The sequence below is a fragment of the Nocardia sp. NPDC019219 genome, assembly GCF_040632645.1.
Taxonomy (GTDB): domain Bacteria; phylum Actinomycetota; class Actinomycetes; order Mycobacteriales; family Mycobacteriaceae; genus Nocardia; species Nocardia sputorum.
The window spans coordinates 26,609-51,809 of record NZ_JBEYCG010000020.1 but is presented as its reverse complement, the minus strand read 5'-3'; the positions used below and the strand labels follow the sequence as shown (position 1 = coordinate 51,809).

Here is a 25,201-nt window from a genome sequence, read left to right as displayed (position 1 = left end):
TTTCGTTGTTCAGAGTTCGGACAGCCGCGGCGGCGGAGCGCCGTGCGGAAGGCGTGGCCCGACCGCGACCAGGCTGCCGGGCTTGCGCCCACGGCCCCAGCCGAGTTCCCTGCGGTAGCGGCCGATGTTCTCGTCGCGGACCGTCTCGTGATCGGCCAGCGGAGTCGCCTCCGGATCGACGTACAGCGCGTCCGTAGGGCAGTACGCCTCGCACATGAAGCAGGTCTGGCAATCGGATTGCCGTGCGATGACCGGGATTCCGCTGTCGGTGCGGTCGAAGACGTTCGTGGGGCACACGTCCACGCATTTGTCGCAGGCGATGCAGTCCCCCGCGCGCAGGATCTCGATCATCCCGCCACCGCCAGGGTGCCGGAGGCCGCGGCCGTCGCCGTCCACACTTCGTCGAGCCCGCCGGACAGGATGTGGTGGTGCTGCTTCGGATCCTGATCCGGGTGGTCGGCGCGTTTGCTCATTCCGCGCGTCTCCGTGCGCGCCAGCGTGGACCGGTACATCAACCGTCCCACGGCGGTGATCGCGGCGGCCTGCCGGGCGCGCACCCGCTCGTCTCCGGTGCCGCCGCCCAGACCGAGGGTGGCGTGCTCCCAGACGCTGTCCAGCTCGGCGAGCGCGGGCCGGATCCGGTCGCCGTGGCGCAGGTAATTCTTCTCGAACGGAATCAGTTCCCGCTGCGCGGCCTCGACCACGTCCTCGGCACGGACCGACGCACCGTGCTGCGGGCGCAACCCCGCGCGCCCGGCCCCGTGCAGATCGGCACTGCGAGCGCGGGCCGTGCGCAATGCGAACGCCGCCGCTCCACGGCCTGCCCAGCTGCCCGAGGACATCGCCCACGCCGAGTTGTGGCTGCCGCCGCCGGTGAACCCACCGCAGATCCGTTCCCTGGTCGCCGCGTCCCCCGCCGCGTACAAACCCGCGACCGTGGTGGCGCAGTCGTCATCGACGACATCGATGCCGCCGGTGCCGCGGACGGTGCCCTCGGCGAGCAGGTCCACCTCGAACCGGTCGGTGAACGGGTCGATGCCGCGCCGGTCGAACTGCAGGAAGAAGTTCGGCTGCCCCAGCCGCATCTGCGCCTGCACCGTCGCGTCGGCGCGATCGAGCTGCGCGAACACCTTCTCCCGCAACAACGTCCGCGCGATCACCGAACGCCCCTTGGTCGAGCCCGCACCCTCGAGCACCCGCCCGTCCTCGTGGAAGAACGTCGCGTATCCGTAGTAGGCGGTCTTGGTGATCGTCGACCCCTTCGGCACGATCGCGTAGGCGTTGGAGAACTCCATGCCCGAGAAGCGAGCACCCACCTCCGCCGCCATCAGCGCGCCGTCACCGGTGTCGACGTTGGTGCCCAGCGCCCGGGACAGGAACGCGCAACCGCCGGTCGCGAGGACCACGGCACCGGCCACAACGCGGTAATCGCGGTCGGCCTGGCGCTGGTAGCCCGCCGCGCCGCGCACCACGCCGTCGTCGTCCACCAGCAATTCCAGCGCGGGCGAGTGGTCGAGGATGCGCACTCCGATCCGTTTCACCCACGCCCGCATCCGGCGCATGTATTCCGGGCCCTGCACGCCGGTGCGGATCTGCTCACCGGTGGCGGGGTCCACGGGGAATGGATAGCGCCCCTCCACCGCGAGCCGGTTCATGTTCGCGTAGGTCTGATCGAGCACCCGGTCCATCCAGTAGTGGTCGGCCAGATGCCCGCCCAGCGCCTCTCGGCTGGCCTTCGCGTTCGCCCGCGCGGCCGCTTCCGGCGCCACGTACCACACGCCGGTGCCGGACGGGGCGGTGGCGCCGCTGGTCCCGCAGTACCCCTTGTCCACCAACGTCACCTCGGCGCCGGCCTCGCGGGCATGGATCGCGGCCCAGCAGGCAGCAGGCCCGCCGCCGATCACCAGAACGTCGGTGCTGATCTGCAACGGTTCACTCATGCTTCTGCTCCTGTCGGTGCCTCGGGATTCACGCCGAGTGCGAGCAGCAGCCGGCGGCGGAGTGCGGAGAATGCGGGGTCGACCACCGACCGCGGGCGGGCGACGGTGATGTCGAAGGATTCGGCGATGCGGCCGTCGCGCAACACGAGCGCGCGATCGGCCAGCAACAGCGCCTCCTCCACGTCGTGGGTCACCAGCAGCACCGACTGCCGGTGCAGCGTCCACAGGCGAGCCACCAGGGCTTGCACTTTCAGCCGGGTCAACGCGTCGAGCGCGCCGAACGGCTCGTCCAGCAGCAGCAGCTCCGGATTGCGGACCAACGCTCTGGCCAGGGCCACACGCTGCGCCTCACCGCCGGACAACGTGGCAGGCCACGCATCCGCTTTCGCGGTGAGCCCCACTTCCTCCAACGCTGTGCGCGCACGCGCCTTGGTCGCCCCGTCGACGCCGAGAACGACGTTGCGCCACACGCTGATCCAGGGAATCAGCCGATGCTCCTGGAACACGATCGCTTTCGATCCGGGCACGTCGAACGACCCGCTGAAGCCGCGGTCCAGGCCGCCGATCCCGCGCAGCAGCGTGCTCTTACCGGAGCCGCTGGCGCCGAGCAGCGCCACGAACTCGCCCGGCGCGATATCCAGATCGACCTCGCGCAGCACCGTGCGGCCGCCGAATGCGCGCGCCGCCCCACGGATGCGGACACCGGTCCCGATGGTCGCGGTCATCTACTTCCCCTCATATCCGGTGCGCCAGGACAGGAACCGGTGTTCCAGCACGCGCACCACCAGGTCGGTGAGCAGCCCGAGCACCGCGTAGATCACCAGGACCAGGAAGATCTGGTCGGTGCGCAGGAACTCCTTGGCATCGTTCATCAAGAAGCCGAGCCCGACCGGCGTGGTCTGCATCTCCGCGACCACCAGGGTGAGCCAGCCGATGCCAAGCGCCTGCCGCAGTCCCACGAAGATCTGCGGCAGCGCGCCGGGCAGAATGATCTTCGTGGTCAGCTCGAATCGGTTGAGGCCCAGCGATTCCGCCGCCTCCACCAGCCGCCGGTCCACCCCGCGGATCCCGGCCAGCACGTTCAGGTAGATCGGGAAGATGGGCGCGACGATGATCAACGCGATCTTGAACGAATCACCGATGCCGAACCAGATGATGAACACCGGCACCAGCGCCAGTGTCGGCAACATCCGCAAAGCCTGCAACGGACCGTTGACCAGATCCTCCGCGATCCGGAACAGTCCGGCCGCCACACCGAATACCAGGCCGATGCCGATGCCGATCGTCAGCCCGACCGCCACCCGGCGCCCGGAGGCGGCCAGATGCTGCCAGAGCTCACCCGAGCGGACCAGCTCCCATCCGGCCTCGAGCACCTCGGTCGGCGCCGGGGTGGTCGTGCCGAGCCAGGATCGTGCCCCGAGTTGCCAGATCAGTACCGCAAGAATCAGTCCGGAGGATGCTCGGGCCGGGCCCAGCAGCTTGCGAGTGAACGGGGCCGGGTTTTCGGTGGTCGCCGCCTCGGCCGGGTCGGAAGATGGCGCCGATGTGATCGGATCCAACTGCAATGTCATCGGACACAGTCCTCACATGAGAAGTACTGTCCCGAACAGTAAGGTGCGCGACCAGTGCGCAGAATGATTGCGATCAGCGCGACCTGAAACCGCCGACCGTGTCAACCCCCGAAGGTCTGCGCTCGAAAGAGTTGCCCCTCGCCACCCCAGCCTCTCCTGTCCCATGCCGGGAATCCGGAGCGCCGCGCAGACGCTCCTCCGGAGGCAGAAAAGCCAGGTGAGACTCGAGTCACCTACAAGGTACCGATGCGGCGGATCTACCTACGTCTCTTAGCCTTGCCGGACCTAGCGCCGTTGAGAAAGTCACACCGATGGTCAGCATCACCCGAACCGCAGCTTGGCTGGGCAACCACTTCGCACCGTTCATCACCACTTCCCTTCCCGGACGAACGGCCGGACCGACGACGTTTCCGGTCGTCGCGGCAGCCGTCTACCCTCAGCTCACGCCCGAAATTCATCTACCGTTGACCACGCGAATGCTGCTGTACGGTGACGGCTCCACCACGCTACTTCTCCAGCAGATCGCGGGGTCGGATATCGCTGCCGATGTATTGCCCTCGCGCACTATCGATGCCGACGAACTCCGCATTTCCTGCTCGGTTTGCGACGACCCGGCCCCCAGTACGCTCAGGGTGCGACACACCAGATTGCGGGATGTGGCTGGGAATGTCCTCAGCGAGAACCTGATCACCTACCGGGAAGCGGACGAGTCGACGCTGATGCCGCCGGACGGTGTCCCGTTCGGAATCCATATCCGTCGGCTGGGCGCATTCGAACGCAGACGCATTGTCGCCACCGGCGTGACGTGTCATCCGTTCGGGCTCTTTCCCGCAGCCGCCGCAGCGCGCGTGTACGAGATCGCGTTCTCGACCCAGCAGAGTGTGCTCGTGCACGAAGTCTTCAACCCCGCGGTGGTCGGCACTCGAACCTGGGGTCACCGCAGGTCCACACCGATCGTCATGGCACGCACGCTCCGCACTTCGGGTGCGGGCACCGGCCTGCACGGCATCGGTGGGCACCTATCCGGCGCGCTCGGAGCGAGGTCGCACAATATGCCGTCGGAAAGATCGATCGAGACCTCGACCGCGGCACACTGAAACGGGGACGCGCTTGCCGGGGGAAGCCTCGACAAGTGCGTTCGCCTATTCCGGCCCCACCCGTCCTAGCAGGCGGCTTCCGCTCGGATCTAGCCAGCCCGCGACCGCTCTCCGGTCATCCGGAGTCAGTCGCAGCGTCACGCTCTCCGTCGAATCGGTACAGGTGATGTGCATGCGTCGACGCTGATCGGAATCCGACAGCAGCAGGCTTCCGCAGCGCGGCAATGCGGAGCAGCCGGGTCGATCGCTACCGATCGAACCCCGCGTCGGCCGCGCCCGCGGTGAGCGCGTCCAGGCCGAAGGCGTCCACCGGACCGAGCGCGCCAGCGGCGAGCAGGCCGTCGTCCAGCGCAGTCTGCGCGCCCCAGGCGAGAATCGCGGCCGTGAAGTCGTAGGGGTCGCCGCCGGTCAATGTCACCGACGCGAGGACGCGTCCGGAGTCGTCGAAGGTCTCGGCGACCGCCCAGGAGCGTGTGCGGGCCCGCGACTCCGGCGTCGGTCCGCCGGTCGAGCCCTTCACGACGCGTTCCAGCACACCGTCGGCCAGCCGTTTCACCGGCGCCACTCGTGCGACGGCGCCGGTGAGCAGCGAGCCCACTTGCAGACCACGAGCGGCCGCGGGCGGCAGGCCGAGGAAGACGTCGGCCTCGCGCAGCCGCGAGGCGGAGCGACTGAGCGCGAAATGTTCCGACCCCGGGATCGACACTCCCGTACGCGCGCGGCCCGCGACGTCGAAAGTGCGAATCCGTGAGCCGGTCCGCTCGGGCACGACCCGGCCACCGCGCAGGGCGAAGCCGTGTTCGAACAGCATCCCGGCCATGGAGGCGCGGGTGCCACCGCTGGTGCCGGGGCCGGCCATGAAGTAGCCGATATCCGCGCGGACGGCCTCCGGCGCTTCGCGTAGCGCGAGACCGGCGGCCAGATTGCCGGGCACGTAATCGAACCCGAACGCGGTCAGCAAGCCCACTCCCGCCTTGCGCGCCTCCTCGTCCCGCTCGAACACGCTGCGGATGAACGGGCCTTCCCCCGTGGAGTCGAAGTAGTGCGCACCCGCCGCCACGGCTGCCGCCAAGGCGGGTCCGCCGTAGCGCAGGAACGGCCCGACCGTCGTCACCAGCACGTCGCCCCGGTCCAGCAGGGCGCGCACCGATCCGGGGTCGGTCACGTCGGCGACCGCGATCTCCGCGCCGCCGAGGTCGGCAGCCAGCTTCTCGAGCGCGGTCGCGTTCCGAGCGGCCAGCACGGGCGCGGCGCCACGGGCGATCAGGGCTTCGGCGGTCAGGCGGCCGGTGTACCCGGTGGCGCCGAACAGCACGATCTTCGGCATTGGCAGTCACCTACGTTCTGGTCGATAGCTCTCGTCGCATGGACGACTCGAGTGCATCCTTCCAGGGTCGCGTGTGCCGACTGGATGACCGCGTGGCCGACTCCTCGTCGACCGCGCGCCGCGAGAGCGTCAGCGCGGGCACCCGATCAGCAGGTCACGTCCCCTACCGCCGCCTTGTCGAACGACACGTGAACATGGTCGTAGTGATTGGCGGTCGGGCTCCCGCGGTCTTCCAGATACGACCAGCCGTGGCCATCGTTGTACCGCTGCCGCCAGATCACGTAGGTCACGCCGAAACGCTGCTGATTGGCGAGTACGAAATCGGCGATCGCGTCGCCGCGCGCGGGATCGGGTGTCATGAGGTCCAGCGCCAAGCCGGCGCCGTGGTCGCCGTCGCTGCGGCCGTTGGCGCCGCCGATGTCGGTGAGGGCGAATGTCTTCTTCAAAAGGTTGCCGACCTGTGCCACGTGCGGCCGAGTGCCGGCGAGTTCCGTAGAACAAGACACCGGCGGGGGCGGTGGGGGCGGGTGCTGTACGGCTTCTCTGGCAGATGGTGGTGGTTGCCCGGCAGCAGCCGCGGCCGCGCCCGCGACCGGCTGCGGCACCGCCGGCGCGGTGGTCGTGACCGTGCTCGACGCGACGGGCGCGGACGGCGGCGAATGGACCGCCGCGGCGTGCTGCGTGACCGGGCCCGGCCGCATCACCGCCCACGCCACGACAGCGACGCCCGCCGCGATGCCGCAGACGGCCAGGAGTACGAGCCTCCGGGCATCGGTTCTTTTGCGGTGTTGACCAGGCATGATGTCGCTTACCGGTTACTGTCGAGAATAGGTCACCGATACATTACGAAATGGTCGCGGAAATGTCACGCCCAGCCGTCCGCGCGTCACACCCATGGCCGATGCCCGCTCGTTCCATGGCGAACAGCAGCGCGGCGGCGACATGCCCGGTGCCCGTGATGACGCGTGGGTGACTCCGAGAATGGCGGCCGTCCGGGTTCACGATGCTGATGGTTCTGCCCGACGACGCGTTCCGAGACCGACGGAGGGGCGGGCTCCCCCACCCGCCGGCCGCCGCCGCGGACACCGACCCTCCGAGGCCCGGCGAACGGATCCCCTACTTCCCGGCACCGGTCGCCGATCTCGCGCCCACGGGTATTCGGCGCCCGCGGCTACGGCCGAAGGCGTTCCGGACTCGCGCGGGTTACCGTCCGTACCGGGATGCCGCGGGTGACGGCGGCGATGTGGGACTGGTGGTTCGGCTGACACTCGGTGGAGTCGGCCAGATACAAGCCCGGCCCCTGGACCTGATGCTGCACTGCGGCCGAGAGATGAGCCACCTCGCCCAGTTCCTGCTCGAGCTCTACAGCCAGTTCAGTGCTCGAGCCGGGAGTTGCCCGTCCAGCCGAGAACCGACCGGCTCGAGGTCACAGGCTCAGCTCCACATCGCTGATCGGATACGCCACACACGAATGGGTGTAACCGAATTGCGCGTCGGACAGCCGCAGCTTCGCTTCTTCGGCGGTGTGCACCTCACCCTTCAGAATCCGTATCCGGCACAGGCTGCATTCGCCGGATCGGCAGGCGGCCTCGGGGCGAATGCCGTTGTCCTCCAGAGCATCCAGCAGCGGCCGGTTGCGGGGGGTGCGGAAGGACACGCTCCCGGCTGTGACGGTGACCTCCGCCGCGGGATCGACATCGGTGGGCCAGTGCGACTGGACGGTCGGGTCGGTAGGTGCGCCGTTGGCCTCGAAACGAATGCGCTTGCGCGGATGACCGAGCGCCGTGAGCTGCTCGAGGGCGTACGGGTACAACGCCTGTGGACCGCACACGTACACCATCCGGCCGTCGAGCTCGCCCGCCAGCCGGGCGATGGTGCCTGCGGTGAGGAAGCCGGTGGCCCCGGTCCAGCCGGTACCGGGTTCGGCGATCACGTGGTCGACGTGGATGCCCGGGTGCGCGGCGGCGATCTCGTTCAGTTCCGGGCCGAAGATGATGTCGGAGGCGTCGCGGGAGCCGTAAACGAGGTGAAACGAGCGGTCCAGACCGCGTTCGGCGATCTCGCGGATCATGCTCATGGCCGGGACCACGCCGGAGCCGCCCGCGAGGAACACCACGGCGCTGCCGTGGAACAGCGGGTTGTGGTGGAAGGTGCCCATCGGCCCGGTAGTGGTCAGCACCTGACCGATCCGGGCGCTGTCGAGCAGCAGATTGCTGACGCGCCCGCCACGGACACGGCGGACGGTCAGGTCGTAGCGGGTCAACCGCGCCGGGCTGGAGGAAATGGCGTACGGGCGGCTGGTGCCGTCGATGAAGACGTTGATGTACTGGCCCGCCAGGAAAGGGGGCAGCTGTTTCTTGTCGAGGCCTTCGAGTCGGATCGTTTTGGTGGAGGCGGTCTCGTCGATGATGTCGGTGACTACCAGCCGGAGGCGTTCGGGATGGTAGGCGTCGATGGTGGCGCGCGTTTCGGCGAGGTGGTCGCGGGTGTCGGGGACGCGGGCATCGATCTCCGCGAGGATCTCCGCCGCTCCGTCGAACCGTGCGGCGAGTGGGTGTTTCATGAGTCGTCCTCGGGTCAGGCGGTTTTGGTGCGCAGGAGACGGCGGGCGACCCGCGCGCCGGCCTCCAGGGTGGGTTGGAATCCGCCGATACCGGCCCAGGATCCGGCCAGATGCAGTCCGGGAACGTGGGTTCGGCGCTCGCTGTCGCGGAACAGCCAACCCTCGGTGGCGTCCTGGTCGTAGCCGTAGATCGCTCCGCCCGGGTGTCCGAGGTAACGCATCATGGTCAGCGGTGTCGCGACGTCGACCTCCTCGATGGCGTCGCGGATGCCGGGAGTGATGGTTTCGCACAGGTCGAGCAGGGTTTCGGCGTAGGCGAACTTGGTGCGCGCGTACTGCGAGGGAGCGACGTTCTTCCAGATGTCGGCGTACTGCAGCGTCATCAGGCTGACATGCGTGGCTCCGGTGGGGGCGAACCCGATGGGCGCGACATCGTAGGAGCTGACGCAGATGCCCCGCGCGGGCTCGAACGATTTCCACGCGTTGTAGGTGCGGTCGTCGTCGGTGTCCCTGTTGACGAACGTGGTGCTGGTGGTGAACCCCAGCTCGGCGGGAGTGGCGTCCAAGCCCATGTGCAGCACGAACCCGGAGACGCCGATCCGCCTGCCCGCCAGGTCGTCGCGCACCTCGGCCGGCACGTCCATCCCTTCGAGCATGCCGTAGGTGCTCGGCAGCGACGCGTTGGACACCACGTCGGGCGCGGTGACCTCCGAACCGTCTTCCAGCCGCACACCCAGGACCCGCCCGGACTCGGTGAGCACCGCCTCGACGCCCGCGTTGAACCGCACCTCACCACCGGCGGCGAGGAAGGCGTCCAGGATGGCGGTGGACATCGCCTGCGACCCGCCGCGCACATGCCAGGGTTTGAATTCGAAGTAGGCGTACAAGGTCAGCGCCAGATCCTGGAAACGCAGTTTCGACGGCGGCTGTCCGATGTAGGTCCAGTACATGCCCAGCGCGACCTTGAGTCGTTCGTCGTCGAAGAACTCGTCGAGCACGACCTTCAGCGGCCGCAATCCGTACTCGAACAGCACCGGGTCGATCTGCTCGACCGGCATCCCGCGCATGGCGGCGATCTGCCAGAAGGTCACCGCCTTCAGCAGGTCGAAGAACTTCGCGACCCGATCGCGATGCCCCGGGAACTCGGCCTCGACGGCGTCGATCGCGCTGTCCCAGTCCGCGGGCAGGGTGAAGTCCAATTCGCCGGGAATCACGGCGCGGTACAGGTCGTGCTCGCGGACGAACTCCAGTTTGTCGGCGATTCCGAGCTGCTGGAACAGACCTTCTCGCAACGAGATCGGCTGCCCCTCGACACCGACGCCCGACAACTGATGCAACGCGACCTCGAACTCGAAACGCCCGCGGCGGAACGAGGTCGCGCAACCACCCGGAACATTGTGCCGCTCCAGCAGCAGGGTGCGCACGCCCGCGCGTTGCAGCGTCGCGGCGGCGGTCAGGCCGGCATTGCCCGCACCGATGACGATGACGTCGTAGTCGCTCACCCTCCGTGCGCCTCACCCTCGAACTGCGCGGCGGCCTCGGCCTTGATGCGCTCGAACTGTTCACCCATGCGCACCGCGAGCGCCTGCGCCGCCGACAGAGGGCGCACCATGACCATGAAGTCGTCGATCTTGCCGTGCTCGTCGAAGTGCAGGAAGTCGCAGCCGGTCAGCTGCTTGCCATCGACGGTGGCCTCGAACACGAACGCGTGATCGCGACCGTTCGCGTCGGCGATCTCACGCACATAGCGGAAGTCCTCGAACACGCGGATCACCGCGCGCAGGATGGCCGCGGTGATCGCCTTGCCTGGATACGGCTTGAACGCCACCGGACTGGTGAACACCACCGTGTCGGCCAGCAGCGCCTCGATGGCGGCCTCGTCACGAGCCTCCACGGCTGCCCGGAAGGGATGCATAACCCACCTCTCATATGCAACTAATTTAGTAATCAATGCTGACACTAACGAGGCCAGCTGCACATGTCTAGAGGGAAAAGGTCAACTTCTTGAATAATCCCCTCCACTGGTAGCCTGGGCAGATGGCGCTACGCAACGCGGTGTTGGCCGCCCTGCTGGAAGGTGAGGCGTCCGGATACGACCTGGCCAAGAGCTTCGACGCCTCGGTGGCCAACTTCTGGATGGCCACGCCCCAGCAGCTGTACAAGGAGCTGGAGCGCATGGCGGCCGACGGCCTGATCACCACCCGGATCGTGGAGCAGGAGCGCAGACCCAACAAGCGCCTGCACGCCATCACCCCTGCCGGGCGGGCAGCGCTGCACGAATTCATCGCAACGCAGGCCAAGCCCACCGCCATCCGCGACGAGATGATGGTGAAGGTGCAGGGCATGGACATCGAGGACGCCCCCACCGTGCGCGCCGCGGTAGCCGACAAACTGGAATGGTCGAAAGCGAAACTGGCCCGCTACGAACGCCTGCGCTCCCGACTGCTGGACGGCCGCAGCGAGCAGGCGTACCTGGCCGAGGCCGAACGAGTCGGCCCCTACCTCACCCTGCTGCGCGGAATCTCCTTCGAACAAGAGAACATTCGCTGGGCCGAGTTCGCACTGGCGGTGATCGATCGGCGGATCGCCGCGCGACTGTGACGACTACGACACAACGCGCTTCAAGACAGACCGACGGCCGGATGAGCTGCCGACGGCGCCGCCGCCACTCGAATCTCCTGCAAACGCTCGGCGAGGGCAGGCAGAACCGTCGAGCATCCGGCGTCCAGCATGAGCGCGGCCAAATCGTCACCGCGCGTGCGGCCACGATTGACGATCACCACGCGACGACCGTGCCTGGCGGCATAGCGCACGAAACGTAGCCCCGACATCACAGTCAGCGACGACCCGGCGACCAGCAGCGCGTCCGCGGCGTCGACCAGCTCGTAGGCCGCGGCGACCCGATCCTTGGGCACGTTCTCCCCGAAGTACACGATGTCCGGCTTCAGCATGCCGCCACAGCGCGCGCAGTCCACCATCCGGAAGCTACCGGTGTCGCCCACCACCGCGTCGGCGTCGGGCGCGACCTCGAGCCCATCGGTACTCACGGCCTCCGCGAAACCCGGATTGGCCGCCTCCAGCCGGTCGGCCAGCGACATCCGCGAAACCAGCAGCGCGCACCCCAGACAGCGCACCCGCGCATAAGTGCCGTGCAAATCGATCACCCGCCGATGCCCCGCCTTGGTATGCAACAGGTCCACGTTCTGGGTGATCAACCCGGTGACCACGCCCATCCGCTCCAGCCGCGCCAAGGCGCGATGCCCCGGATTGGGCCGCGACCCGTCCATCCGCCGCCAACCGACGTGGTTGCGCGCCCAGTACCGCTGCCGGAACACCGGATCGCCGACGAACTGCTGGTAAGTCATCGGATTGCGGGGCGGTGACGAGGGACCGCGATAGTCCGGGATCCCGCTGTCGGTCGAGATCCCCGCACCGGTCAACGCGACGACCCGGCACCCGTCGAGCAAGCCCACCAGCCGCTCGAACCCGGCGCCCAGCGGCGTCTGCACGAAGTCCGGCATGCCGTTCAGGGTACGGCGGCCCACGCGGGAAGGCAGGCCGGGTATCCCACCCGGGCCGCCTTCGCCCAGCTCAAACCCGCCGCATCACCGACACGACCTTGCCGAGCACCACCGCCTCGTCGCCATCGATCACCTCGTAGGCCGGGTTGCGCGGCTCCAAGTACACATGACCGTTGCGCCGCCGGTACACCTTCACCGTCGCCTCCCCGTCGATCATCGCCGCCACGATCTCACCGGAATGCGCCTCCTGCTGCCGACGCACCACCACGATGTCGCCGTCACAGATCGCCGCCTCGATCATCGAATCGCCGCGAACCCGCAGCCCGAACACCGTGCCCCGCCCGACGAGCTCACGCGGCAACGTCATCACGTCGTCGGCGTGCTCCTCGGCCAGAATCGGAGCGCCCGCCGCGATGTCGCCGACCACCGGCACCGCCACCGAATCCTCCGCGACCTCCCGCCGCGCCGGCGCCTGCAGGAACATTCGCACGTCGATCGGACGCGACACCGTCCGGCTGCGCCGCAGAAAACCCCGCTCCTCCAGATTCCGCAAATGCTTCGACACCGACGACGCCGACCGCAAACCCACCGCGTCACCGATCTCGCGCGTATTCGGCGGATACCCGTGCCGGAGCACCCAGTCCCGGATCGTGGCGAGAATCCGCTGCTGCCGCGGCGGCAACGTCGAAGTGTCGAGGTGCTCGAACGCGTCGAGCGGGTCGTATCCGGTCACCCGGGGAATCGTAGAGGCACCGGCCGACACGACGGACCGGCCACCGCACCGGGCACACCGAACAACGCCTGATCGGGTTCGGGAACCCAGCAGGCGGCGGCGGTATCGCGGTTGTAGTTGTCCGCGACGTGCTCGACCAAAGACCGCAGTCCCGGATGCCGGTTGCCCGCCGGCCACAGCAGCGCCAGCGGATACGCCGGAGTGGGATCGACGATCAACAGACGCCGCACGTTCGGATGCCACGGCGTCTGCCCCCCGTCTCCGGTGAACGTCGTCAACGACGACGAACCCGCGATACGTTCGACGATGCCCGCCATACCCTCCAGCGGACCCCTGGTGTCGATCGGAATCCCGCTGAACGCGCTGAGATCGCGATAGAAATCGGCCCACTCCGACGGCACCGCCGCCCCCGGCACCCACACCGGCTGCCCCGCGATCTCCCGCAACGCGATCATCGACCGGCTCGCGAACGGATGATCCTTGCCCACAAGCAAATACAGTGGCTCCAAATACGCCGGAGCGGCGACGATATCGTCGGGCAACGACACCGGGCCACCGTAGGCACGGGCCAAGGCCGCGTCGACGAGACCGCTACCCAGCGCCTCCCGCGAGGTCGTGATCATGTTCGAGATGACGATCTCGGTCTGCGAGTGCGGATGACGCGCCAGATAGAACTCCATCAACTCCGTCGCCGCCATGCGCTTGCCCAGCACCGCCACCCGCAACGGCCGCACCTGTTCCCGCACCGCCCGCGCCGCCGCCTCGGCCCCCGCCAGCAGCGACCGCGCATGCGGCAGCAACCGAGCACCGGCATCGGTCGGCACGCTCCTGCCGTGCCCACGATCCAGAAGTTCCGCCCCCAGCTGCGATTCCAGCTTCGCGATGCGCTTCGACACCGCCTGCTGGCTGATCCCCAGCACCGCGGCGGCGTGACCGAACTGCTCCTCCTCCACCACCGCCACGAACGCGCGCAATGCTGCGAGATCCAGATCCACCATCACCTCCCGCTCTCGACGACCTCACAGCGCTTCCGGCCCCATCATGTCCGGCGGCATGGTCGCCGCCACATCGGGGAGCGGGCCCGCGTAGCGCTCGATCTCCACCAGCGTGAGCTGCCCGGCGCACCCCTGACTGAGCGTCGACGACGGACGGTCGGCGATGAGTACGTTCGGATTGCCGTGGCGGCAGAACGTCGGGTCCGCCGGGTCGGGGTCGTACCACGCCCCAGTGGACAGCTGCACGACACCCGCCCGCACCCCCTCATCGATCACCAGGCCGGCCAGGCAACTGCCCCGATCATTGAACACCCGCACGATCTCACCGGCACAAAGGCCGCGCGCCTCGGCGTCCGAGGGATGCATCCGAACCGGTTCCCGCCCGGAGATCTTCACCGACCGGCTGTAGGCACCCACATCGAGCTGGCTGTGCAGCTTGGTCCGCGGCTGATTCGCCACCAGCTGCAACGGAAACCGCTCCGCCACCGCGCCACCGAGCCACTCCTCCGGCTCCAACCACACCGGGTGCGGCGGGCAATCGGCGTACCCGAACCCCTCGATGGTCGCGGAGAAAATCTCGATCTTTCCACTGGGTGTGCTGAGCGGATACCGGTCGGGATCGGCGCGAAAGTCCGCCGCCAGCACCTGCTCCGGATCCGGCACCGGCAGCTCGAGCACATCGCCGGACCAGAACGCGTCGAAGTCCGGCAACGCGTGGCCCGCCCGGGACTGCTCGACCCGCCAGCGCTCGTACAGATGCCGCAGCCACTCCGTGACCGAGCGCCCCTCGGTGAATCCCGCACCCACACCGAGCCGATCGGCTGTCTCGGCGAAAATCCGATAATCGTCCCACGCCTCGGCGTGCGGGCGGGTGAGCGCCTTCATCGGGAAGAACGAACGATCACCCTCGCCCACGCCGTAGTCGTCGCGCTCGATCGACATCGTCGACGGCAGCACGATATCCCCGTGCCGCGCGGTCGCCGTCCAGAAGGCATCGTGCACGACGACCGTGTCCGGACGCCCGAACGCCGTACGTAACCGAGCCAGATCTTGATGGTGGTGAAACGGATTGCCGCCGCACCAATACACCAACCGCACATCCGGATACACCAGCTCTTGCCCGTTGTAGCGAAACGACCGCCCCGGATTCAACAGCATGTCCGCGATCCGCGCGACCGGGATGAACACCTGTACGCCATTGCGCCCCTGCGGCAGTCGCGGCGCAGGCACGCGCGCCGGCTCCCCCACACTCGCGGCCGACCCGTACCCGTGCCCGAACCCGCCCCCCGGAAGTCCGATCTGCCCCAGCATCGCCGCAAGCGCGACCGCCGCCCACAACGGCTGCTCGCCATGTCGCGCCCGCTGCAGCGACCAACTCACCGTCACCAGCGTGCGCGCGGCGGCCATCTCACGTGCCAGCCCACGGATACGACCGGCAGGGACGCCGGTGATCGCCGCAGCCCACTCCGGATCCTTGACCACTCCGTCCACCACACCACGCAGATACTGCGCGAAGCGGTCGTAGCCGACCGTGTACTCGCGCAGGAACTCCTCGTCCGCCAACCCGTCCGCGTCCAGCACCTGAGCCAGCGCCAACATGATCGCCACGTCCGTGCCGGGCAAGGGCGCGATCCACTCGCCCCCGCTCTCCGGCGGCGTATCGTCGCGCAGCGGGCTGATCGACACGAACCGGCACCCACGCGCCCGCGCCGCCGCAATCCAGCCGCGCGCGTTGTGCCGCGAGACCCCTCCCGGCGACACGGCCGCGTTCTTCGGTGACAGACCTCCGAACGCCACCACCAGCTCGGAGTGCTCGGCCAGCACGCTCTTCGCCGTCGCCTGCTGCGTCACCCAGCCGATGTCACCGATGACGTGCGGCAGGAACACCGCCGAAGTGCCCAGGCTGTAGCTGTTCACGTGCCGGACGTAGCCGCCGAGACAGTTGAGGAAGCGATGCAATTGGCTCTGCGCGTGATGAAAGCGCCCCGCGCTGGCCCAGCCGTACGAGCCGCCGTACACCGCCTCCGGCCCGTACTGCCGGTACACGCGGCCGAGCTCTCCGGCCAGCAGATCCAACGCACGGTCCCACGAAACCGGAACGAAAGAATCCGAACCTCGCGCTCCCGGACCCGGGCCGTGCTGCAGCCAGCCTCGGCGAACATACGGCCGAGCGATACGGGTCGGATGATGTTGCGCCGAAGCGATATTGTCGATAAGCGGCGTCGGCTCCGGGTCACCACGCCACGGCCGCACGGCCGTGAGCCGTTCGCCATCGCTGTCCGCCTCGAACGCGCCCCAGTGAGTCAGATGCGTGGTCACCGTCCCACCGTAACCGCCCCCGCCGACAACCGGACGACGCTCGCCACGGCGCTCAATCGCAAACGCGGCGCAGCTCGAAGATCCGGAACAATCGCCCGCCGGAGCGTTCGTACTCCATGGCGTAGCCAGGCCAGAACTCGACCGCCAGATCCCAGTAGGGCTTTCGCTCCACGCCGGTGATCTCGCGTACCGTGACCACGAAATGCTCGCCCTTGTGCCGGACCGAAGCGGTCTGTGCCGCACGCAGGTTCGCCGACCAAGCCGGATGAGTGGGACTGCCCCAATTCGAACCGAGGACGACGAAGTCCGCACCGCGCGGCACGTACAGCAACGACGTGGTCCGCGGAATTCCGGTCTTCCGCCCCGGCACGGTCACCTCCACGGACGGCAGCCCCGCCAGATCCAGGACGCCCTTCCGCCCGCCGCTCGCACGCCGAATCAAGCGTTCGGCCCGCACCACGAGCGGCGCCGTCCGCATCACCCAGCGTTGCTGCGCGAGGCGTCGGGCCAGTCGTGGCAGCGGATTGGGGACCATATACGCATCCTGACACGGCCTACCTTCCGGACCGGATCCGCACGCCGGGACCGAGGGACATCTCACAGGAGGGCATTCAGGCACTCCTCTTCCTCCTTGCTATTCGGTTGATGCGACGTGAGGTCGGAGAAGTTCGTGATGGAGTAACATAGTTAGATGCGCATATCCACGTATCTAGATGTTATACGGGTCGCCGCCCGCTCCATACGCACTTCCATCACGACTCCTACCCCTCCCGTTCGAACTCCGGGTCCACTAAGACTTGCCGCCTCGCTGCCCCTCCCCGTCTCCCACAAAACGGACAAGCGACCAGTTACCCTGTCCCCGTGGTACCCACTCCCCCGGTCCGTGCGCCGAGGTCGGCGAGCGCCCGTCACCCGTCTCGGAACAGGAGTTCGATGCGTGCACACTCCCGCCACGTCTCGGCCGCGCTCGCGGCCGTCGCCGCGGTCCTGCTCGGAGGCATCGCTCCGGCCGCCGCCCGGCCCGCGCCACCCGCTGTGGTCACGCCGATGGGCCCCGATTTCCTCTGGGGCGTCGCCGCCTCGGGATATCAATCGGAAGGCCACGCTCCGGACAGCAACTGGTCTCGCTATGTCGCGTCGGGGAAAACGCCGGACCCTTATCGGGATTCGATCGACTTCTACACGCGCTACCGCTCGGACATCGCCCTGGCGGCCGGACTCGGCGTGAAGGTGTATCGCATCGGCGTCGAGTGGGCGCGTCTGCAGCCCGAGCCGGGCCAGTGGGACCCCGAGGGACTGAAGTTCTACGACAACGTCGTCGCCGCGATCACGGCCGCGGGCATGCGCCCGATGATCACCATCGACCACTGGGTCTATCCGGGGTGGGCGGTCGACCGCGGGGGTTGGAACAACCCGGGCATCGTCGAGGACTGGCTGGCCAACGCGCGCACGGTCGTCGATCGCTACGCCCCCTATCGACCGTTGTGGGTCACCTTCAACGAGCCGACTTTCTATTTGGTGAACGAGTTGCGCAACGGCGGATTGCCGCTCGCCGCCGCGCCCGCGATGCACGACCGGATCGCCCAGGCGCACAACGGCATCTACGACCACATCCACCGGGTTCAGCCGGACGCCATGGTGACCAGCAATGTCGCTTATATCCCGGCCGCCGAGGACGTGGTGAACAAGCCGCTGGTGGACCGAATCGGCACGAAGCTCGACTACATCGGCATCGACTACTACTACGGCCTCTCCCCTGACAGCCTCACCACGACGGTGAATTTCACGGAGTTGTGGAAGAACCCGCTGCAGCCGGAAGGAATCTATTACGCGCTGCAGCATTATGCCCGTCAGTTCCCCGGAAAGCCGCTCTACATCGTCGAGAACGGAATGCCCACCGAGAACGGCTTGCCGCGGGCGGACGGGTACGGGCGGGCGGACTCCCTGCGCGACACTGTCTACTGGCTGCAGCGCGCCAAGGCGGACGGCATCAACCTGATCGGCTACAACTACTGGAGTCTCACCGACAACTACGAATGGGGTTCCTACACTCCACGTTTCGGCCTGTACACGGTCGACGTGCTGAGCGATCCGGCGCTGACCCGCAAACCCACGGACGCGGTGGCCGCGTACACCGACATCACGCGTGCCGGTGGCGTCGCTCCCGACTATCGGCCGACCCGAGCGCCGAAGGATTGCTCCTTCGTCGACGTACCGGCCGGCTGCTCCGACCCGGTCACCATCCCGCGGTGACACAGGAGTCCTGACCGTACTCGACCGAGCGGAGGTAGATGATGACCGACGATCCCGTCGCGGTGCTGCGGCGCTGGGCTGATTCGGGCGGGATCTGGCGCGTCGCAGGGCGCAGGTCCGGCTCGGTCACCATCGCGTTCTACCAGTGCACCGGTGGCGAGGAGGTCGACCGGCTGACCTCCTCCGATACCGAGTTGCTGCGCTATCTCGGCGAGCGCGACAGCAGCGAGGACTGAACCGCTCAGCCCAGGCCCGCCGCCCCCGACCACAGCCGCTCGAGCACGTACGCGGCCGGTTCCACGGCGGTCACCAGGCCGACGCCCTCCCCCGCGTCGATCGGCGTCACGGCCGGATCGTTCGCGGCGAGCGCGGCGGTGAGCGCGTGCCTGGCCGCCGAATCGGCGGCGAGTTCGTCTTCGCGTCCGGTCCACCGGTCGGTGAATCCGGTGCGCAGTACCCGCGCGGGAAATCGCGTGGGCCAGGGCAATTCCATGCCCACGTCGTAGGCGCGGGTGAGTACGGTGTCCGCGCCGCTCGCGTCGAGCAGGGCGCGACGGCCCGCCTCCGGTAGCAGCGATTCCGAGCACGCCGCGAGGCAGGTGCCGAGCCACGCCCCGCTCGCCCCCGCCCGGAGCACGGCGGCCAGGTCTCGTGGTGCGCCGATGCCGCCCGCGGCGAGCACCGGGACCGACGCGACGGCCAGCACCTCGTCCAGGAGCGGCAGCAGTGGCGCGTTCACGGCTCCGTGCCCGCCGCCCTGCACGCCGCGGGCGACGAGGACGCCGATGCCCGCGTCTTGCGCACGCCGCGCGTCCTGCGCGCTGTAGACCTGGATGGCAGGCACGATCCCGGCGTCCGCGACGCGGGCCGCCCAGCCCAAGTCCTCGCCGAAGCTCACCGAGATCAGTGCGGGACGGGCCTCGATCGCCGCCTCCAACAGTTCCGGCTGCCCGGCGACCACCCAATCGACCAGACCGATGCCGAACGGACCGGCCATGCCGCGAACGTGCGGCAACTCCTGCTCGAGGGCCCGCACCGATCCGGCGCTGCCCATCCCGATCATGCCCAGGCCACCGGCCGCGGTCACCGCCGCGGCGAGCCGTCCGCCGGCGACGCCGCCCATCGGGGCGTTGACCAGTGGGATCCGCGCACCGATCCGATTCGCCCACGCGAGCGCGGCGCTGATGCCGGGGCCGGGAGACTGCTGGCTGGAAGTCGTCACGCGCTCCATCGCAGCACACGCCGCCGCGACGGGTCGCGTGCTCCCCCGTTCCGGCGGCGGCTCACGCGCGGTGACCGAGCATGTCCAGCAGCCCGTCCACCTGGAGTTCGAACAGCTCGTCGCGGTCGGCGAAGGTGTCGGCGCCGTACATGTCGAAGACGTCCGCGCTCACCGCCCCGAACAGCCCGACCCAGAACGTCACGCCGCGGGCGATCAGCCAGTCGGGCACATCGAGCTGGAACTCGTCGCGGATGCGCGCGAAACTGCCCGCGAGCGCGGTGGATATCCGCGGCTCCGCGACCGGCGCCGTGAGCCGGCCGGCTCGGTGGGCAGTGGCGAACAACGTCAGCATCGCGGCGATCACCCGGGTGCCCGGTGCGACGGTCTCGGTGGCGGGTGCGTCGTAGCCGGGGACCGGCGTGCCGAACAGCAGCCCGTACCGGGCCGTTTCGGCCAGCGCCCATCGCCGCACCGTGCGTCCGAGGATCCGCAGCCCCTCGATCGGATCGTCTCCCGACTCGGCCAGCGCGCCGTCGACCGCGTCACCGAGGGCGTTGTATCCGTCGACCACGAGCAAGGTCAGCAATTCGTCGCGACTGCGGACATACCGATAGACGGCCGAGGAGACCACACCCAGGTCACGCGCGACCGCACGCAGCGACAGGGCGGCGGCGCCCTCGGTCGCCAAGTGTTCCCGCCCGATCCGGACGATGTCGTTCATGGTCTGGGCCCTCGCACGGGCTCGGGGTGTCGTCGGCATAGCAGCAACTATGCGCGTTTCAGAGAGCATTATCAACTAAGGTGAGCACCGCTCTATAAACGGGCCGGATAACAGCAAGCAAACCCCGATACCGGAACCGTCCGCTGATTCCAGCCGACTTGCGTACCGTTACTTACCCGGGAGTAGTGTTAGCCGAGTCACTGGCGACACGATCGAGGAGTTCCACATGGACCAGCGGACGACGGATTTCGACGTGCTGATCGTCGGTTCGGGGTTCGGCGGCAGCGTCACCGCGCTTCGGCTGGTGGAGAAGGGGTACAAGGTCGGCGTACTGGAGGCGGGCAGGCGCTTCGCCGACGACGAGTTGCCCGAGAACAGCTGGCAGTTGAAGAAATTCCTCTGGGCGCCCGCGCTCGGCTGCTACGGGATCCAGCGCATCCATCCCCTGCGCAACGTCCTCATCCTCGGCGGCGCCGGTGTCGGGGGCGGTTCGTTGAATTACGCGAACACGCTGTACGTGCCGCCGGAGCCGTTCTTCCGCGATCCGCAGTGGCGTGACATCACCGACTGGCGCGACGAACTGACCCCGTACTACGAGCGGGCGCAGCAGATGCTCGGCGTGGTGCGCAATCCCCACATGACGCCCGCCGACGAGGTCTTCAAGGCCGTCGCCGACGACATGGGCGTCGGCGACACGTTCGTGCAGACTCCCGTCGGCGTGTTCTTCGGCGAGCCGGGCAAGACCGTGCCGGACCCGTACTTCGGCGGCGTCGGCCCGGAGCGCACCGGATGCGTCGAATGCGGCGACTGCATGGTGGGCTGCAAGTACGGCGCGAAGAACACGCTGGTGAAGAACTATCTCTACCTGGCGGAACAGGCCGGAGCCGAGGTCATTCCGATGACGACGGTCACCGAGCTGCGTCCGCACCCCGACGGCACCTGGGACGTCTCCACCGCGCGCACCGGCGCCTGGATACGCAAACAGCCCCGGACATTCACCGCCGCGCACGTCGTGCTCGCCGCGGGCACGCGCGGCACCCAGAAGCTGCTGTTCGCCATGCGCGACAAGGGCGTGCTGCCCGACCTGTCCGATCGCCTCGGCGTGCTGACCCGCACCAACTCGGAATCGATCGTCGGCGCGGCCACCAAGAAGGTGCGTCCCGGCACCGACTTCACCAAGGGCGTCGCGATCACCTCGTCCATCCATCCCACCCCCGACACGCACATCGAGCCGGTCCGCTACGGCAAGGGTTCGAACTCCATGGGCCTGCTCCAGACGCTCATGGTCGACGGCGGCGGACGCATCCCACGCTGGCTGCGTTTCCTCGGCATGGTGCTGCGGCATCCGATGAACCTGCTCAGCTTCCTGAGCACCAAGAACTGGAGCGAACGCACCATTATCTCGCTGGTCATGCAGCACTTGGACAATTCGATCACCACCTATACCAAGCGGGGCCTGTTCGGCCGCAAGCTCACCAGCAGGCAAGGGCACGGCGAGCCCAATCCCACGTGGATCCCGGTGGGCAACGACGTGACCAGGCGCGTAGCGGAGAAGATCGGCGGCATCGCGGGCGGCAGCTGGGGCGAGATCTTCAACATCCCGCTCACGGCCCATTTCCTGGGGGGCGCGGTGATCGGGGCCGATGCCGAGCACGGCGTGATCGACGCCTACCACCGCGTGTACGGCTATCCCACGCTCAGCGTCGTCGACGGCGCGGCCGTCTCGGCCAACCTGGGCGTCAACCCCTCGCTGACGATCACCGCGCAGGCCGAACGGGCGGCGGCGTACTGGCCGAACAAGGGCGAGGTGGACACCCGACCGCCGGTAGGCACGGGATACCGGCGCATCGCTCCGATCGCGCCGGCGCACCCGGCCGTTCCGGCGAGCTCGCCCGCTGCCCTGGTGTTGCCGATCGTGGAGATCAGGGAGACACCCGCCGCCGGATAGGTCCTAGGCGCCGACCGGGGACAGCGGCGGGTGAGCGCCCGCCGCGAAACCCTGAACCGACCGCACAGCAATCTCCGCTGGACTAGCCTTTATCTGGTCTTTTGTCGCTACAAAAGCCAGGAGGCGACCCGTGAGCACACTGCGCCGGGCACTGCTCGCTCCCACGGCCATGGCGGCGGCCGCCATCCTCGCCATGACCGGGTGCGGCGACGGCGAGTCGGGCTCCACGGAGACGGGAGCGTCTCCGAGTTCCGCGGCGATGCCCAACCAGGTCGCCGGTGTGCCGATACCGGAGGGCCGGATCGACGATGCTGTGGGCGAACTGGACCAGCTCGCGGACGGCCTGCTCGCCTCCTCCGGCATCCCCGGCATGGCGGTCGCCGTCGTGCACGGCGGAAAGGTGATCTACAGCAGGGGGTTCGGTGTCCGCAACGTCGTCACCCAGGAGAAGGTCGACCCGGATACGGTCTTCCAGCTGGCGTCGGTATCCAAGCCGATCGGAGCGACGGTCGTCGCGCGGCGGATCGCCGCAGGGGGTGTCGAATGGGACACGCCCGTCCGTCGGCTGCTGCCGTCCTTCACGCTCGCCGACCCCTACGTCACCGAGCATGTCACGGTGGGCGACCTGTACGCACACCGTTCCGGACTGCCCGACCACGCGGGCGACCTGCTGGAGGATCTGGGCTACGACCGTCAGCAGATCCTCGACCGCCTTCGGCTGCTGCCGCTGGGCGCCTTCCGCGACTCCTACGAGTACACCAATTTCGGGCTGACCGCGGCCGCTGTCGCCGTGGCCACGGCGGCGGGGACCGATTGGGAGACGTTGTCGGCGCAGATGATCTACAGCCCGCTCGGCATGACCTCGACCAGCTCGCGGTACGCCGACTTCGCGTCTCGCGCGAACCGCGCCGAGGGGCACGTTCTGATCGACGGGAAGTACGAGCCGGCGAACCCGCAGCGTCAACCGGACGCGCAGTCTCCGGCGGGAGGCGTCAGCTCCTCGGTGACCGACGTGGCCAAGTGGATGACGATGGTGCTCGCCGACGGCTCCGCGGGCGGCTCGGTGCTGGTGCCACCGGAGGATCTCCTGCCCGCCATTTCCCCACAAGTCGTCTCGGCGCCGCCGAAAACGCCGGACGCACGCGCCGGATTCTACGGATTCGGTTTCAACGTGAGCGATTCCGCCTCCGGCCGGGTCGTCCTCGGGCATTCGGGGGCGTTCGGTCTCGGCGCGGGTACCGCGTTCACCCTGATTCCCTCCGCCGACGTCGGCATCGTGACACTCACCAACGCGGCGCCGATCGGTGTGCCGGAAACACTGAACGCGGAGTTCGCCGATCTGGTCCAGTTCGGGAAGATCCAGCAGGACTGGCGCTCGCTGTATCGCACGGCGTTCGAACCACTCGGCGCCCCGTCCGGGGCGCTGGCCGGCAAGCAGCCGCCTAGTCATCCGGCTCCCGCGCGGCCGCCCGCGGCGTACGCGGGCACCTACGACAACGCCTACTACGGCCCGGCGACGATCAGTGCCACCGACAACTCCCTCACCCTCACCCTCGGCCCCAACAACATGACCTTCCCCCTGAAGCACTGGGACGGCGATACTTTCGTTTTCACGCCCCCTGGCGAGAACGCCAATCACGGCTCGGTCTCCAAGGCGATCTTCCGCGGCACCGAACTCACCCTGGAGTACTACGACACCGAACACCTCGGCGTATTCACGCGTCGCTGACGGTCACTGCGACGCAGCCGGGATCTCGCGCTCCGGAGGCTGCGCACAGCCGATCGCGGACGCGTCGCGCGTTTCCAGGGGTTTGCCGACGACGGTTGCGGGAAGTCGCTGGATGCAGGAGAGGAGGCAGTGATGACCGAACCGAACGAGACCTACGACCCGCCGCAGGACACGGGCGCGCCCGACTCGACCGAATCCGATCCGGCGGCCCTGAACAGCGCCGAGGATCTCGACGAGGACCGACTGCGTTCCGACCCGCTCGAGGCCGGGATGGACCCGCCGGAGCACTGGAGCGGTGTCACCAAGTACGGCGTGACCCCGTGGGAGCAAGCGCATCCTCGACCGATCGGCGACCGGCTCGCCGAGGAGGAGCCCGACATCGATCCGGACCGAGAGACCGGGGACACCGAGAAGCTCGAGAACGATCGCAAGCTGGAGGACATCAGCAGCGACAGCGACGCCGTGCGCGCCGAGCACCGCTACGAGGAGCAGATCGGTGTGGCCGCCGACGTCGCGGGCGGTTCGGTAGCCGACGACATCCGGCGACCCGCTCCGCCCGAATAACAGCAGCCGTCGAGCCGATCGGAAGGACACGCCGCCGCTCGGCCCGCCGCCGGTGATCGCCATCGCCGCGTATCGCGCGATCGCTTCCGGGGCGGGCCGAGCGGTGGCGCTCCGATCGCCTACCTCACTCGTCCGGAAGCCAGACCAGACAGAACGTGTGCCCAACCGGGTCGGCGTAGACGCGGAACGCTCCATCGGTGTCGGCTTGCACCAGCGTCGCACCCAACGCGAGCGCCGCCGGCTCGGCTCGCTCGATATCGTCGACCAACACGTCGAAATGCATTTGTTGCGACGCCTCGGGGTCGGGGAAACGCGGCGGCTTGTACTGGGGCGCTGTCTGAAATGCGATGCGCCGCCCAGATGTCTCGACCAGCACCACCCAGTTCTCGTCATCGTCCTCGAGCAGATCTCCCCCGAGCAGCTCCTGGTAGAACCTGGCGAGTTTGCGCGGTTCGGGGCAATCCAGCACGACGCTGCGCAACTGACCGACCCCATTGTTCGATGCCATACTCCGACCTTCCTGACCTACGCCATTCGTCGTTGCCTACCCGCACCGCCCATCCACAAACACGGCGGTCCGGAGCCCACCCTCTGCCTCGCCGAAGGACTGCGCGAGCGCAGCAAACGACCGGTCGGCCTGGCCGAATGCAACGGCCCGCCCGGCGTCACGAATCACGCCGGGCGGGCCGCTTCCCCGT

Annotated in this window: 24 protein-coding genes and 1 pseudogene; 8 read left to right on the top strand and 17 right to left on the bottom strand. The window is 68.3% G+C overall.

Annotation, left to right across the window (positions count from 1 at the left end):
* Positions 1 to 9: 9 nt before the first annotated feature.
* From ABZ552_RS29365 to ABZ552_RS29350, 4 genes are read right to left on the bottom strand one after another with little or no spacing between them, the layout of a single operon-like run.
* Entirely contained in the window at positions 10 to 351 is a 342-nt protein-coding gene (locus ABZ552_RS29365) for a ferredoxin family protein (RefSeq protein WP_281879765.1), read from the bottom strand.
* Positions 348 to 1,940 (bottom strand): FAD-binding protein, encoded by a 1,593-nt coding sequence (locus tag ABZ552_RS29360; protein WP_281879764.1) that lies wholly within the window; start codon positions 1,938 to 1,940, stop codon positions 348 to 350. Before ABZ552_RS29360 ends, ABZ552_RS29365 begins: the two co-directional genes overlap by 4 nt.
* Positions 1,937 to 2,665, bottom strand: a complete 729-nt coding sequence (locus ABZ552_RS29355; protein ID WP_281879763.1) for an ABC transporter ATP-binding protein — start codon at positions 2,663 to 2,665, stop codon at positions 1,937 to 1,939. The genes ABZ552_RS29360 and ABZ552_RS29355 overlap by 4 nt, the downstream gene beginning before the upstream one ends.
* A complete protein-coding gene (locus tag ABZ552_RS29350; protein WP_281879762.1) occupies positions 2,666 to 3,511 on the bottom strand; it encodes an ABC transporter permease in 846 nt (281 codons plus the stop codon).
* Positions 3,512 to 3,822: 311 nt separating this feature from the next.
* Between ABZ552_RS29350 and ABZ552_RS29345 the strand changes: the two genes are divergently transcribed.
* Positions 3,823 to 4,608, top strand: a complete 786-nt coding sequence (locus ABZ552_RS29345) for a hypothetical protein (RefSeq protein WP_281918217.1) — start codon at positions 3,823 to 3,825, stop codon at positions 4,606 to 4,608.
* A 247-nt stretch (positions 4,609 to 4,855) separates the two neighbouring features.
* On the opposite strand, the gene ABZ552_RS29340 is transcribed toward ABZ552_RS29345, so the two are convergent.
* Positions 4,856 to 5,935 carry a saccharopine dehydrogenase NADP-binding domain-containing protein gene (locus ABZ552_RS29340; protein ID WP_281879759.1) on the bottom strand — a complete coding sequence of 360 codons (1,080 nt, stop codon included), beginning with the start codon at positions 5,933 to 5,935 and terminating at the stop codon, positions 4,856 to 4,858.
* Positions 5,936 to 6,081: 146 nt separating this feature from the next.
* Entirely contained in the window at positions 6,082 to 6,735 is a 654-nt protein-coding gene (locus ABZ552_RS29335) for a hypothetical protein (RefSeq protein ID WP_350356383.1), read from the bottom strand.
* A gap of 399 nt (positions 6,736 to 7,134) precedes the next feature.
* Here ABZ552_RS29335 and ABZ552_RS29330 point away from each other — a divergent pair.
* Positions 7,135 to 7,197 (top strand): annotated as a pseudogene (locus tag ABZ552_RS29330) (hypothetical protein); the annotation flags it as partial.
* Between the two features lie 164 nt (positions 7,198 to 7,361).
* On the opposite strand, the gene ABZ552_RS29325 reads toward ABZ552_RS29330, so the two are convergent.
* From ABZ552_RS29325 to ABZ552_RS29315, 3 genes are read right to left on the bottom strand one after another with little or no spacing between them, the layout of a single operon-like run.
* Entirely contained in the window at positions 7,362 to 8,498 is a 1,137-nt protein-coding gene (locus tag ABZ552_RS29325) for an FAD-binding oxidoreductase (RefSeq protein WP_281879758.1), read from the bottom strand.
* A 14-nt stretch (positions 8,499 to 8,512) separates the two neighbouring features.
* Positions 8,513 to 10,000, bottom strand: a complete 1,488-nt coding sequence (locus ABZ552_RS29320) for an NAD(P)/FAD-dependent oxidoreductase (RefSeq protein ID WP_281879757.1) — start codon at positions 9,998 to 10,000, stop codon at positions 8,513 to 8,515.
* Positions 9,997 to 10,413, bottom strand: coding sequence for a nuclear transport factor 2 family protein (locus ABZ552_RS29315; protein ID WP_281879756.1), 417 nt, complete (start codon positions 10,411 to 10,413; stop codon positions 9,997 to 9,999). Before ABZ552_RS29315 ends, ABZ552_RS29320 begins: the two co-directional genes overlap by 4 nt.
* A gap of 122 nt (positions 10,414 to 10,535) precedes the next feature.
* Between ABZ552_RS29315 and ABZ552_RS29310 the strand changes: the two genes are divergently transcribed.
* Positions 10,536 to 11,099, top strand: coding sequence for a PadR family transcriptional regulator (locus tag ABZ552_RS29310; protein WP_281879755.1), 564 nt, complete (start codon positions 10,536 to 10,538; stop codon positions 11,097 to 11,099).
* A 20-nt stretch (positions 11,100 to 11,119) separates the two neighbouring features.
* On the opposite strand, the gene ABZ552_RS29305 is transcribed toward ABZ552_RS29310, so the two are convergent.
* The 5 genes from ABZ552_RS29305 to ABZ552_RS29285 form a co-directional block, all read right to left on the bottom strand.
* A complete protein-coding gene (locus ABZ552_RS29305) occupies positions 11,120 to 12,019 on the bottom strand; it encodes a Sir2 family NAD-dependent protein deacetylase (protein WP_281879754.1) in 900 nt (299 codons plus the stop codon).
* A 70-nt stretch (positions 12,020 to 12,089) separates the two neighbouring features.
* Positions 12,090 to 12,752: a transcriptional repressor LexA gene (gene lexA / locus ABZ552_RS29300; protein ID WP_281879752.1), complete on the bottom strand. Its 663-nt coding sequence runs from the start codon at positions 12,750 to 12,752 to the stop codon at positions 12,090 to 12,092.
* On the bottom strand, positions 12,749 to 13,750 hold the full coding sequence (locus ABZ552_RS29295; protein WP_281879750.1) for a LysR family transcriptional regulator: 1,002 nt from the start codon (positions 13,748 to 13,750) through the stop codon (positions 12,749 to 12,751). The genes lexA and ABZ552_RS29295 overlap by 4 nt, the downstream gene beginning before the upstream one ends.
* A gap of 21 nt (positions 13,751 to 13,771) precedes the next feature.
* Positions 13,772 to 16,066 carry a molybdopterin-dependent oxidoreductase gene (locus ABZ552_RS29290; RefSeq protein WP_281879748.1) on the bottom strand — a complete coding sequence of 765 codons (2,295 nt, stop codon included), beginning with the start codon at positions 16,064 to 16,066 and terminating at the stop codon, positions 13,772 to 13,774.
* Between the two features lie 52 nt (positions 16,067 to 16,118).
* Positions 16,119 to 16,601 (bottom strand): nitroreductase family deazaflavin-dependent oxidoreductase, encoded by a 483-nt coding sequence (locus tag ABZ552_RS29285; RefSeq protein WP_281879747.1) that lies wholly within the window; start codon positions 16,599 to 16,601, stop codon positions 16,119 to 16,121.
* Positions 16,602 to 16,999: 398 nt separating this feature from the next.
* Here ABZ552_RS29285 and ABZ552_RS29280 point away from each other — a divergent pair, with 398 nt between their 5' ends.
* Complete coding sequence (locus tag ABZ552_RS29280) at positions 17,000 to 18,319, top strand: family 1 glycosylhydrolase (RefSeq protein ID WP_281879746.1); 1,320 nt, start codon at positions 17,000 to 17,002, stop codon at positions 18,317 to 18,319.
* A gap of 41 nt (positions 18,320 to 18,360) precedes the next feature.
* The gene (locus ABZ552_RS29275; protein ID WP_281879745.1) at positions 18,361 to 18,555 is read left to right on the top strand and encodes a hypothetical protein; all 195 of its coding nucleotides are present in this window, start codon (positions 18,361 to 18,363) and stop codon (positions 18,553 to 18,555) included.
* 5 nt (positions 18,556 to 18,560) lie between these two features.
* On the opposite strand, the gene ABZ552_RS29270 is transcribed toward ABZ552_RS29275, so the two are convergent.
* Positions 18,561 to 19,475, bottom strand: coding sequence for a nitronate monooxygenase (locus ABZ552_RS29270; protein ID WP_357441344.1), 915 nt, complete (start codon positions 19,473 to 19,475; stop codon positions 18,561 to 18,563).
* Between the two features lie 127 nt (positions 19,476 to 19,602).
* Entirely contained in the window at positions 19,603 to 20,301 is a 699-nt protein-coding gene (locus ABZ552_RS29265; protein WP_281879743.1) for a TetR/AcrR family transcriptional regulator, read from the bottom strand.
* Positions 20,302 to 20,488: 187 nt separating this feature from the next.
* Between ABZ552_RS29265 and ABZ552_RS29260 the strand changes: the two genes are divergently transcribed.
* The 3 genes from ABZ552_RS29260 to ABZ552_RS29250 all read left to right on the top strand — a co-directional run bounded on the left by ABZ552_RS29260 (position 20,489) and on the right by ABZ552_RS29250 (position 24,503).
* Complete coding sequence (locus ABZ552_RS29260) at positions 20,489 to 22,210, top strand: GMC family oxidoreductase (RefSeq protein WP_281879741.1); 1,722 nt, start codon at positions 20,489 to 20,491, stop codon at positions 22,208 to 22,210.
* 193 nt (positions 22,211 to 22,403) lie between these two features.
* Positions 22,404 to 23,939 (top strand): serine hydrolase, encoded by a 1,536-nt coding sequence (locus ABZ552_RS29255; RefSeq protein WP_281880934.1) that lies wholly within the window; start codon positions 22,404 to 22,406, stop codon positions 23,937 to 23,939.
* Between the two features lie 132 nt (positions 23,940 to 24,071).
* On the top strand, positions 24,072 to 24,503 hold the full coding sequence (locus ABZ552_RS29250) for a hypothetical protein (protein ID WP_281879740.1): 432 nt from the start codon (positions 24,072 to 24,074) through the stop codon (positions 24,501 to 24,503).
* Between the two features lie 124 nt (positions 24,504 to 24,627).
* On the opposite strand, the gene ABZ552_RS29245 is transcribed toward ABZ552_RS29250, so the two are convergent.
* Positions 24,628 to 25,011 carry a VOC family protein gene (locus ABZ552_RS29245; RefSeq protein ID WP_281879739.1) on the bottom strand — a complete coding sequence of 128 codons (384 nt, stop codon included), beginning with the start codon at positions 25,009 to 25,011 and terminating at the stop codon, positions 24,628 to 24,630.
* Positions 25,012 to 25,201 lie beyond the last annotated feature (190 nt).

Excerpts from the sequence above, each read along its gene's own strand:
- ABZ552_RS29275 (WP_281879745.1), top strand. The coding sequence starts at position 18,361 with ATGACCGACGATCCCGTCGCGGTGCTGCGGCGCTGGGCTGATTCGGGC.
- ABZ552_RS29310 (WP_281879755.1), top strand. The coding sequence starts at position 10,536 with ATGGCGCTACGCAACGCGGTGTTGGCCGCCCTGCTGGAAGGTGAGGCG.
- ABZ552_RS29350 (WP_281879762.1), bottom strand. The coding sequence starts at position 3,511 with ATGACATTGCAGTTGGATCCGATCACATCGGCGCCATCTTCCGACCCG.
- ABZ552_RS29285 (WP_281879747.1), bottom strand. The coding sequence starts at position 16,601 with ATGGTCCCCAATCCGCTGCCACGACTGGCCCGACGCCTCGCGCAGCAA.
- ABZ552_RS29265 (WP_281879743.1), bottom strand. The coding sequence starts at position 20,301 with ATGCCGACGACACCCCGAGCCCGTGCGAGGGCCCAGACCATGAACGAC.
- ABZ552_RS29325 (WP_281879758.1), bottom strand. The coding sequence starts at position 8,498 with ATGAAACACCCACTCGCCGCACGGTTCGACGGAGCGGCGGAGATCCTC.
- ABZ552_RS29345 (WP_281918217.1), top strand. The coding sequence starts at position 3,823 with ATGGTCAGCATCACCCGAACCGCAGCTTGGCTGGGCAACCACTTCGCA.
- ABZ552_RS29360 (WP_281879764.1), bottom strand. The coding sequence starts at position 1,940 with ATGAGTGAACCGTTGCAGATCAGCACCGACGTTCTGGTGATCGGCGGC.
- ABZ552_RS29250 (WP_281879740.1), top strand. The coding sequence starts at position 24,072 with ATGACCGAACCGAACGAGACCTACGACCCGCCGCAGGACACGGGCGCG.
- ABZ552_RS29260 (WP_281879741.1), top strand. The coding sequence starts at position 20,489 with ATGGACCAGCGGACGACGGATTTCGACGTGCTGATCGTCGGTTCGGGG.
- ABZ552_RS29315 (WP_281879756.1), bottom strand. The coding sequence starts at position 10,413 with ATGCATCCCTTCCGGGCAGCCGTGGAGGCTCGTGACGAGGCCGCCATC.
- ABZ552_RS29280 (WP_281879746.1), top strand. The coding sequence starts at position 17,000 with ATGCGTGCACACTCCCGCCACGTCTCGGCCGCGCTCGCGGCCGTCGCC.
- ABZ552_RS29355 (WP_281879763.1), bottom strand. The coding sequence starts at position 2,665 with ATGACCGCGACCATCGGGACCGGTGTCCGCATCCGTGGGGCGGCGCGC.
- ABZ552_RS29305 (WP_281879754.1), bottom strand. The coding sequence starts at position 12,019 with ATGCCGGACTTCGTGCAGACGCCGCTGGGCGCCGGGTTCGAGCGGCTG.
- ABZ552_RS29295 (WP_281879750.1), bottom strand. The coding sequence starts at position 13,750 with ATGGTGGATCTGGATCTCGCAGCATTGCGCGCGTTCGTGGCGGTGGTG.
- ABZ552_RS29365 (WP_281879765.1), bottom strand. The coding sequence starts at position 351 with ATGATCGAGATCCTGCGCGCGGGGGACTGCATCGCCTGCGACAAATGC.
- ABZ552_RS29335 (WP_350356383.1), bottom strand. The coding sequence starts at position 6,735 with ATGCCTGGTCAACACCGCAAAAGAACCGATGCCCGGAGGCTCGTACTC.
- ABZ552_RS29245 (WP_281879739.1), bottom strand. The coding sequence starts at position 25,011 with ATGGCATCGAACAATGGGGTCGGTCAGTTGCGCAGCGTCGTGCTGGAT.
- ABZ552_RS29340 (WP_281879759.1), bottom strand. The coding sequence starts at position 5,935 with ATGCCGAAGATCGTGCTGTTCGGCGCCACCGGGTACACCGGCCGCCTG.
- ABZ552_RS29255 (WP_281880934.1), top strand. The coding sequence starts at position 22,404 with ATGACCGGGTGCGGCGACGGCGAGTCGGGCTCCACGGAGACGGGAGCG.